The sequence below is a fragment of the Actinoplanes regularis genome, assembly GCF_900188005.1.
Lineage (GTDB): Bacteria > Actinomycetota > Actinomycetes > Mycobacteriales > Micromonosporaceae > Actinoplanes > Actinoplanes regularis.
Genome location: NZ_FZNR01000003.1, coordinates 624513 through 634152, shown reverse-complemented (window position 1 = coordinate 634152; position 9640 = coordinate 624513). Strand labels below are relative to the sequence as shown.

Annotated in this window: 5 protein-coding genes and 2 pseudogenes; 1 reads left to right on the top strand and 6 read right to left on the bottom strand. The window is 69.4% G+C overall.

What is annotated here, in order from left to right:
• Positions 1–353 precede the first annotated feature (353 nt).
• Positions 354–443, bottom strand: a pseudogene (locus tag CHC09_RS49020) (SEC-C metal-binding domain-containing protein); the annotation flags it as partial.
• A gap of 129 nt (positions 444–572) precedes the next feature.
• Positions 573–3260 (bottom strand): annotated as a pseudogene (secA, locus tag CHC09_RS12380) (preprotein translocase subunit SecA); the annotation flags it as partial.
• Positions 3261–3444: 184 nt separating this feature from the next.
• Between secA and CHC09_RS12375 the strand changes: the two are divergent.
• A complete protein-coding gene (locus CHC09_RS12375) occupies positions 3445–4536 on the top strand; it encodes a GNAT family N-acetyltransferase (protein WP_089293165.1) in 1092 nt (363 codons plus the stop codon).
• Here the strand turns inward: CHC09_RS12375 and hpf are convergent.
• The 4 genes from hpf to mtrB all read right to left on the bottom strand — a co-directional run bounded on the left by hpf (position 4520) and on the right by mtrB (position 9620).
• Positions 4520–5137, bottom strand: a complete 618-nt coding sequence (gene hpf, locus CHC09_RS12370) for a ribosome hibernation-promoting factor, HPF/YfiA family (protein ID WP_089293164.1) — start codon at positions 5135–5137, stop codon at positions 4520–4522. The two genes, CHC09_RS12375 and hpf, sit on opposite strands and share 17 nt — an antisense overlap.
• 288 nt (positions 5138–5425) lie before the next feature.
• Complete coding sequence (locus CHC09_RS12365) at positions 5426–6145, bottom strand: ComF family protein (protein WP_089293163.1); 720 nt, start codon at positions 6143–6145, stop codon at positions 5426–5428.
• Entirely contained in the window at positions 6142–7974 is a 1833-nt protein-coding gene (locus CHC09_RS12360; protein ID WP_089293162.1) for an LpqB family beta-propeller domain-containing protein, read from the bottom strand. The genes CHC09_RS12365 and CHC09_RS12360 overlap by 4 nt, the downstream gene beginning before the upstream one ends.
• Entirely contained in the window at positions 7974–9620 is a 1647-nt protein-coding gene (gene mtrB / locus CHC09_RS12355) for an MtrAB system histidine kinase MtrB (RefSeq protein WP_239138736.1), read from the bottom strand. Before mtrB ends, CHC09_RS12360 begins: the two co-directional genes overlap by 1 nt.
• Positions 9621–9640: the final 20 nt, after the last annotated feature.

The window sequence follows — 9640 nt, the reverse complement described above, 5'->3', positions numbered from 1 at the left end:
CACCGAAGCAGCCGAACCCGCCGAGATCGCCGCATAGCATCAACCCACACGGATCAGCGATGGCCGACTCTTACACCACGCCCATGGACGTGACCGCGCGACATGCACGGACCCGCCAGATCCGGCCCACTCAACGCGGAACACTCCGCGCATCGAGCGCAGCCCGCAGACCCGCCGAGACCCGGCCCCCGAACACGAAACACCCGCCCGACATGCACGGACCCGCCAGATCCGGGCCACTGAATACGGAACACCCGGGCGATATGCGCGGACCCGCCAAGTTGCCGGGCCGCTCAACGCGGAACGGCCCGCGTACCGGGAACCGGTGCGCGGGCCGTCCGTTGGAGGCCGGGTCAGGCAGCCCCGCCGGGGGCGCCGTGGCAGCGCTTGTACTTCTTGCCGGAGCCGCAGTAGCACGGGGCGTTGCGGGACGGGCCGTTCGAATCGGACTGCGGGGCCGCGTGACGACCCGCGCTGGTGTGGGCCGGGCTGGCCGGGACCGGGGAGCCACCGGGCCCGAACGCGGCCGGCACCTCCGACTGCTGGTGCTGGATCACCGGACGGCCGCCGCCCGCCTCGCCGTCGATCTCCGGGGCGGTGTACTGGAGGTTCTGCGGGCGGTTGCCGCCGCCGAGCCCCTTGGCGCGCACCTCGACGTGCTCGTGCGGCTCGTCGTCCGGCACGACGTCGCCGCCGACCTTGGGCAGTTCGAACGCCTGCGAGGGGTCGACCGTGATGCTGGGCTGCTCCTCGACCTGCACCTCGAGGTTGAAGACGAAGCCGACGGCCTCCTCCTTGATGCCGTCCATCATCTGGTGGAACATGTCGAAGCCCTCGCGCTGGTACTCGACCACCGGGTCGCGCTGCGCGTACGCCCGCAGGCTGATGCCCTCCTGCAGGTAGTCCATCTCGTAGAGGTGCTCGCGCCACTTCCGGTCGATCACCGAGAGCAGCACCTGCCGCTCCAGCTCACGCACCGCCTCGGCGCCGAGCTCTTCCTCGCGGACCTTGTACGCCGCCTGCGCGTCCTGCTTGAGCTGCTCGATCAGGAACTCCTGGTCGATCGCGTTGCGCTCGCCGCCGGACTCCTCGATCACGTCCTCGATGGTGAGGGTGACCGGGAAGAGCCGCCGCAGGTTGGTCCAGAGCTGCTCGAGGTCCCAGTCCTCCGCGTACCCGTCGGCGGTGGCCGCGGTGACGACGTCGGCGATCACGTCGTCGATCATGTGAGTGACCTGCTCGTGCATGTCCTCGCCGTCGAGCACGCGCTTGCGCTCGGCGTAGACGACCTGACGCTGCTTGTTCATGACCTCGTCGTACTTCAGCACGTTCTTCCGGATCTCGGCGTTCTGCGCCTCGATCTGGGTCTGCGCGCTGCGGATCTGCCGCGTCACCATCTTGGACTCGATCGGCACATCCTCGGGGATGTTGAACCGCTCCATGACGGCCTCGACCGCGCCGGCCCGGAACCGCTTCATCAGGTCGTCCTGCAGCGACAGGTAGAACCGGGACTCACCCGGGTCGCCCTGCCGGCCGGAACGGCCGCGGAGCTGGTTGTCGATCCGGCGGGAGTCGTGCCGCTCGGTGCCCAGCACGTAGAGCCCGCCGGCCGCCTGCACCTCGGCCTGCTCCGCCTCGCAGGCCTCCTTGACCTGCGGGAGGATCTCTTCGAGGGCCTTCGCGTACTCCTCCGGGTTCTCCGCCGGGTCGAGCCCGCGCTGGGTCAGCTCCTGCGCGGCGAGGAAGTCCGGGTTACCGCCGAGCAGGATGTCGGTGCCACGGCCGGCCATGTTGGTGGCCACCGTGACCCCGCCCTTGCGGCCGGCCTGCGCGATGATCGTGGCTTCCTGCGCGTGGAACTTCGCGTTCAGCACGCTGTGCGGGATGCCGCGGCGGCGCAGCAGGGTGGAGAGGATCTCCGAGTTCTCCACCGAGACCGTGCCGACCAGGACCGGCTGGCCGGTGGCGTGCCGCTCGGCGATGTCCTCGATGACCGCGCTGAACTTGGCCTTCTCGGTCTTGTAGATGACGTCCGGGTGGTCGAGGCGGATCATCGGGCGGTGCGTCGGGATGCTCACGACGCCGACCTTGTAGACGCTGTTGAACTCGCCGGCCTCGGTCTGCGCGGTACCGGTCATGCCGCCGAGCTTGCTGTAGAGGCGGAAGTAGTTCTGCAGGGTGACGGTCGCCAGGGTCTGGTTCTCCTGCTTGACCTCCACCCCCTCCTTCGCCTCGATGGCCTGGTGCATGCCCTCGTTGTAGCGACGGCCGTGCAGGATGCGGCCGGTGAACTCGTCGACGATCAGGACCTCGCCCTCGGGGCTGACGATGTAGTCCTTGTCGCGCTTGTACAGCTCCTTGGCCCGGATGGCGTTGTTCAGGTAGCCGACCAGCGGGGTGTTCACCGACTCGTACAGGTTGTCGATGCCGATCCGGTCCTCGACCCGGGAGACACCGCGCTCGGTGATCGCGACGGTCCGCTTGGCCTCGTCGACCTCGTAGTCGCCCGAGCCGTCCTTGCCCTTCTCGAGCCGCTTGACGATGGCGGCGAACTCGCCGTACCACCGCTGGGAGTGCTCGGCCGGGCCGGAGATGATCAGCGGGGTCCGGGCCTCGTCGATGAGGATCGAGTCCACCTCGTCGACGATCGCGAAGTTGTGGCCACGCTGCACCAGTTCGTCCCTCGACCACGCCATATTGTCGCGCAGGTAGTCGAAGCCGAACTCGTTGTTCGTGCCGTACGTGATGTCGCACTGGTAGGCCGCGCGGTGCTCGGCGGCCGGCCGGTTCGGCAGGATGACGCCGACGGTCAGGCCGAGGAAGACGTGCACCCGTCCGACCCACTCGGCGTCCCGCTGGGCCAGGTAGTCGTTGACGGTGATGATGTGCACGCCGTCGCCGCTCAACGCGTTGAGGTAGGCCGGGAACACACCGGTCAGGGTCTTGCCCTCACCGGTCTTCATCTCCGGGATGTTGCCGAAGTGCAGCGCGGCGCCACCCATCAGCTGGACCTCGTACGCCCGCTGGCCGAGCACGCGTTTGGCGCCCTCGCGGGCGACCGCGAACGCCTCCGGGAGCAGCGAGTCGAGGGACTCGCCGTCCTGATACCGCTGCTTGAACTGCTCGGTGCACTCACGCAACTCGTCGTCGGTGAGGTCGACGTAGTCATCCTCGATCGAGTTGACCGCGTCTGCGATCGCCTTGAGCCGGCGCACCATGCGGCCTTCGCCAGCACGGAGGATCTTTTCCAATATCGACACGGGTCAGCGCTCCCCTAGACAGTCTGCCGAACCATCGTAGGCACCTTCTTCCGAAGGCTGTGACCCGAGCCTCCCGACAACCTCACAAAAGGTACTAAACGGGTCACGAAGTTCGCTGAGAGCGCAGTGCCTGACCGTTTGGAAGGTGTTTGGTGCCCGGGCGAGTCTGAGAAAGGATGTCCCGGTGGACGATCACAACGGGCTACGTCTGCGCGCCCTCAACCCGCGGGACGAAGCAGCCTTCGCCGCGACCCGCGACGATCCGCTCGGCCGCCGGTTCCTGCCCTGCCTCCCGGCCACGACCAGCGCATATTCGTACGTCATCCTCGACGGCGAGGCCGACGACCCGGTCGGCGGCCTCGAGCTGGACCACCTGCTGCCCGGCCGGGGCTCCGCCGAGGCCCGCTTCTGGGTCGGGCCGCACGCGCGGCGACGCCGGCTCGCGACCACCGCGCTGCGCGTCCTGAGCGAGCGGGTCTTCGCCGGTGCGCCCGGCGTGCCCCGGCTGCAGCGCCTGGAGCTGTTGATCCACCAGGACAACCCGGTGGCGCAGCGGGTCGCGCTGGCGGCCGGTTACACCCGCGAGGGCGAGCGGCGCGGCGCGCTGCCGAACCTGGCCGGCGGGCGCGACGACGTGCTGATCTACTCCCGGCTGGCCGACGACCCCGGCGAGCCGGCCGAGCGGCTCCTGCCCGACCTGCCCGGCGGCGAGCTGACCGACGGCGCGGTGACGCTGCGCCCGCTCGGCGAGGACGACGTGGCGTTCTACGCCGAGCTGCACGGTTATCCGGACGTGGTGGCGAGCAGCGTGCCTCCGGTGCCGCCGACGCCGGACGAGGTGCGCCGCCGGTGCGGCTGGGCGGCGGCGCACTGGCTGGCCGGCAACCGGGCCGACCTGGTCGTGGTGGACGCCGCGAGCGGCGCGCCGGCCGGCGAGATCTCGCTGTACTACCAGGAACCGCGCACCGGGCAGGCGATGATCGGCTACAGCATGCTGCCCGAGTTCCGCAGGCGTGGCCTGGTCACCCAGGCCGCGAAACTCCTGGCGCTGTGGGTGTTCGCGGAGACCGGCGTCGTCCGGCTGATCGCCGGCGCGCTCCCGGAGAATGTCGGGTCGCAACGGGTGCTGGAGAAGGCCGGTTTCCAGCGGGAGGCGTACCTGCGCTCCCGGTTACCCGGCCTGGCCGGCACCCGCCACGACGACGTCCAATTCGTTCTGTTCGCCGAAGACCTGCTGGCGCAGGCCTCCGGCGCGGAACTCACCCAGCCAGGCTGAGAATCCCGTAGTCGTAGCCTCGACGGCGATAGACGACGCTGGGACGACCGCTCTCCTTGTCGTGGAACAGATAGAAGTCGTGCCCGACGAGTTCCATCTGGAAGAGCGCGTCGTCGACGGTCATCGGCTCGCCGGAGTGCTCCTTCTCACGGACGATGCGCCACGGCTGGCCGTCGTCGTGCTCGGACAGCTCGTCGACCTCTGGCTCGGCGGTCAGCGTCGCGGTGCCACCCCTGGTCAGGTCCGTGGGAAGGTTCGCGGTAGCGGCTGCGACCGAGACCGGCGCGTGCCGTCCGCGGTGGACGCGGCGTCGGTCGGCGGAACGGCGCAACCGGGCGTCCAATTTGTTGATAGCGCAGTCCAGAGCTGCGTAGAAATCCTGTGCCTGAGCCTCAGCACGGATCACGGGACCTTTGGTGTGGACCGTGATCTCGACGCGCTGGCAGGTGTCCGACTGGCGCGGGTTCCGTTCGTGGAACAACTCCACGTCCACCCGCATCAGCTTCTGGTCATAGCGTTCGACCTTGCTCAGCTTGTCGGCGACGTGCTCTCGATAGTGGTCGGGAACCTCTACGTTGCGGCCCTTGACGACAATGTCCACTCGTGACCTCCCCCAACGTGTTGATCATGGGGCACCGATAACCGGCGCATCGTGTTGCTTGAGAAGGACGCCGCGCGTCTCGAACAGAGCGCTGCGGCAAAAGTGAGACGGCTCCTTTCCGGTACGGCGAGAAGCGCTGTTCCCGGCTGCCCAGGGGCTGGCGGGTAAGTTGATGACCCTACCCTCGTCACCTAGACGCTAACCCGCCGATCCCTGCGAGTCACCCCTCGTTGGGGATACCGGATGGCTGACCTTCGCCTCTATCGGCGGACCTGGGCTTGACTGCAGTCAAATGCCCGGACAGTTTCGGCGGAGTTGTGTCGCTGCCAGTACTGCGGCACCCGTGACCTGCATGTCCGCCTCCTCTAGACGACGTACCGCCGCAGCCAACGTGGCCCCGGTGGTGACGATGTCGTCAGCTACCACCAGCGTGCCTCGCATCGCGCCGCCGCGCCGCAGATTGCCGATTCGGGCGCGATTGATTCGCAGGGAATTGACAGCCGCGGTAGACCTTCCGGCGGCATCCAGTGACGTGGAGTCAGGCTTGGGCAGCGCACGCAACGGTTGCTCGACCCGGGCCGGCCAGCCGGCGGCGCGCAGCCGGCGGACGGCGTGGGTGGTCAGCCGGGACATGTGGTCGCCGTAGCGTTCCCAGCGGGCCGCCCGGGTGGACGGGACCGGGACGATCAGCACCGGGCGGTCGCGGGGCGCGACCGCGGCGACAGCGCCGGCGAGCAGCGCGCCGAGCGGTTCGGCGAGCCGATGACGACCCTTCTCCTTGTACGCCAGCAGGGCGCCGCGCAACGCTCCGGCGTACGGACCGACGGCCACACAGGGCGGGAATCCGGGCGGGGGCGGACTGGGGGAGGCACGGTACGGCCGCAGGCCCTCCAGCTCCGCCACGCAGGCCGGGCAGGCACCGTTGCGCAGCCGGGTGCGCCCGGCGCCACAGCCCACACAGGCGCTCGGCAGAACGAGGTCCGCCAGCTCCCCGAGAACGCCGGTCATTCCAGGTAGAAGGAGAAGGTCGGCACCTTGTCCGGCAACGGGTTGGGGAACTGCCCGGCAAGCTTGTCCACGCCGATCTGACTCACCGTGTAGAGCACGTTCCAGGCTTTGCCGTCGGCGGAGTAGCAGACCGAGTCCGAGCCATTCGACGCCGTCGGGTTGGCGGGGTAGACGCTGAGCGACTCCACCGATTTGCCCTTGAGTTCGCTGCGCAGCCGGTCGGACTCCTTCAGCGCGCCGTCGATCGACACGTCCACGACCGTCACCCGGTTGTCGTCGATCCGCGGGCCGGCCACGGTCAGCCGGCTCTCGCTGCTGAAGGCGACCGCGGTCACATCACTCAGGCTGGCCGGCCGGATCTGCTGCGGGGTGCCGAGCGCCGGCGTGTCCCCGCCGGTGTTGAGCGCCGCGCGGTACAGCTTGTTGTCCACCACCAGGGCTACCCGGCGGCCGTCCGGCGCCACCGCGACCGCGGTGATCTTGTTACCCGGGCCGGTCCACGGGATCTGCCGCGCCGTGCCCTTCTTGGTGGAGAACGAGTAGAGGTTGCCGTTCGCGGTGATCAGACCGACCGCGCCCGCCTCCGAGTCGTCCTTGGTGACCGCCCACGTCGGCTTACCGAGCGGGCTGGGCAGGCCGCTGACGGTCTGCAGCGGGGCCTGCGACCCGGTCGGGGCGGCGGCGACCCGCAACGCGTCGGTCTTACCGGTCCGGGTCACCACGGCCGCGAAGGTGTACCGGCGCGAGGTGCTCATCGCGGCGAGCCGGACGTCCTTGTTCTCCTCCGGCTTCAGCACCGGAACCGGGGCGGCGCTGGCCGATCCGGTGTGCCGGCGGATCTTGCCGTCGAAGACCACGAACCACTCCGGGTCGTCGACCAACCGATATGCCGGATTGCTGCCCAGGTAGTCCTCACCGGTGTACGAACGGACGTCGAAGCCGATCTTCAAGTCCAGCTCGGCCGCGGCGGGCAGCAGCGGCCGCAACGACCACTGCAACTGCTGCCGCAGCCGTTCCTGCGCCACCGCGGCGTCGGTCGCCGGCAGAGACTGCGCGGTCAACGTGATCTGGAGCTTGTTGTCACTGATCGCCGGGACCTTGCCGATCAGCCCGAAGCCGTCCAACAGGTCGGAGACCGACAGCCAGGGCGCGGGACCGTTCGCCAGCCAGTTGATGATCATGGTCGGCCGCTGCTCGACCGGCACCGCTTTCGGCATGTAACGCACGTCCGGAACCAGGCCGGAGTAGTCGGTGTTCCAGAAGTAGATGGTCTGCTCATCGTAGGAGCTCTCCAGGCCGACGTCGCTCAGCAGCAGCACCGGGGGGGCCTCCGTGACGAAGAGCCCGGGCTCGCCGTCGACCGAGCTCACCCGCACCTCGGAGGTGATCGGACCGGCCTCGGTGGCCGGCTCGAGCAGGCCGAACTTGTCCAGGGTCCCGACCTGTTCGTAGGTCAGCTTCACGACGTCGTTACCCCGAGTGACCAGCGGATCCGCCACCAGCCGGACCACCCGTACGTCGGCGGAGGTTGGTTTGAAGCCTTTCGCCACGTCCTTCGTCATGAAACCGCGCATCCGTTCGGCCGCGGTGTCCAGGTCGCCGGCCGCGGCTTTCAGGTAGTTCTCCACGAACTGGGCACGGTCGTTGCCGGCCTCCTGCCGGGTGACCTTGGTTTTGCCGCCGTCCCCGACGGAGCTGATCCCGGTCGACGGACCGGCGCCGACCACGGTCACGCCGGTCTCGTCGGGAATCCCGCAGGCGCCGGTCAGCAGCGCCACCAGCGCCACGACCACCGGCAACAGGACCGGACCGGTGTTCCGTCGCTGCATCAGGTCACCTCCGCCGTACGGTCCCGGGGAATCAGCGGCAGCGGGGCGGCGACCAGGCGGTCTCCGGCCCGGATCGGCAGGGTGAGCCGGAACTGGGCGCCCTCGCCGGGCGCGCCCCAGGCCTCCAGCCAGCCGCCGTGCAGGCGGGCATCCTCCGCGCTGATCGACAGCCCCAGGCCGGTGCCCCCGGTCTGCCTGGCCCGGGACGGGTCGGCCCGCCAGAACCGGTTGAAGACCAGACGTTCCTCGCCTGATTTTAGGCCGATGCCATGGTCGCGGACGGTGATCGCGACCGCGGCGTCATCGGTGGCCATGGTGATCACCACCGGCTTGGCCTCGCCGTGCTCGACCGCGTTGCCGACCAGGTTGCGCAGCACCCGCTCGACCCGGCGCGGGTCCACCTCGGCGATCACCGGCGAGTCGGGCAGGTCCAGCTCCAGCTCGACACCGACCCGCTCGGCCAGCCCGGCGAGCCGCTCGGCGACCCGCTGCACGATCGGGACCAGGTCGGTGTGCTCGGAGTCCAGCGCGGCGAAACCGGCGTCGAAGCGGCTGATCTCCAGCAGGTCGGTGAGCAGGCCCTCGAACCGGTCCAGCTCGGCCTGGAGCAGCTCGGCGCTGCGCGCCACGGCCGGGTCGAACTCGTCACGTTCCGAGAAGATCAGGTCGGCGGCCATCCGGACCGTGGTCAGCGGGGTGCGCAGCTCGTGCGACACGTCCGAGGTGAACCGCCGCTGCAGCCGGGACATCTCCTCCAGCCGGACGATCTGCCGCTGCAGGTTCGCCGCCATCTGGTTGAACGCGGCCGCGAGCAGCGCCAGGTCGTCCTCGCCGTCCACCTTCATCCGCTGGTCCAGCAGGCCGGCCGAGAGTCGCTGAGCGGTCCGCGCGGCCGCCCGCACCGGGGTCACCACCAGCCGGGTGACCAGGCCGGCCACCACGCCCAGCAGGATCACCAGGGCCAGACCGGTGATCAGCACGGTGGTCCGGATCTGGTCGGCGGCGTCGTCCTCGGTGGTCAGCGGGACGGCGTAGTAGAGCTCGACATGCCCGAATTTCGACGACACCGGGGAGCCGTAGACCAGGTACTTCATCATCCGGCCGTCGATCTCGACGGTCCGGATCTGGTGGGCCACCTGGCCGTTGCCGGCGACCGCCTGGATCAGCGCCGGGCTGATCAGCTGGTCGGTGTCGACCGGCGGCACGCTCTGCGGCTCGATCTCCGGGTACTGCTCGGCACGGATCGACACCACCGTGCCGGTGTCGCCGGCCTGATCGCCGTCGTACAACTCGTCGACGGTCTCCCGGATGGTGGCCGGGAGCTCCGGGTCATACGCCTGCGGATGGACGGTGAGCTGCTGGGACGCATACCGCACCTTGCGCTGCAGGGAGGCCGAGACCTCGTCCTTCGCCCGGTTCAGCAGGATGTCGGCGCTCTGGTACGCGATGAACCAGCCGAAGGTGCCGACCAGCAGGCTGGAGGCGACCAGGGTGAGGGTGACGACCCGGACCTGGAGCGAGCGCCGCCAGGAGCGGCGCACCGGCGCCGTGTAGTTCTCCAGCCGGAGCGCGACCACGCGCCAGGAGCGCCGCGCCACCCGAAGGACGCGGCGCACGGGTTGAGGAAGCCAGGCCGGAGCGCGCATAACGCGGCAAGGTTAGCCGC

What these genes read in the sequence shown, in the direction of transcription:
- CHC09_RS12360 (WP_089293162.1), bottom strand. Translation starts at nt 7,974, where the DNA reads ATGCAGCGACGGAACACCGGTCCGGTCCTGTTGCCGGTGGTCGTGGCG.
- mtrB (WP_239138736.1), bottom strand. Translation starts at nt 9,620, where the DNA reads ATGCGCGCTCCGGCCTGGCTTCCTCAACCCGTGCGCCGCGTCCTTCGG.
- CHC09_RS12365 (WP_089293163.1), bottom strand. Translation starts at nt 6,145, where the DNA reads ATGACCGGCGTTCTCGGGGAGCTGGCGGACCTCGTTCTGCCGAGCGCC.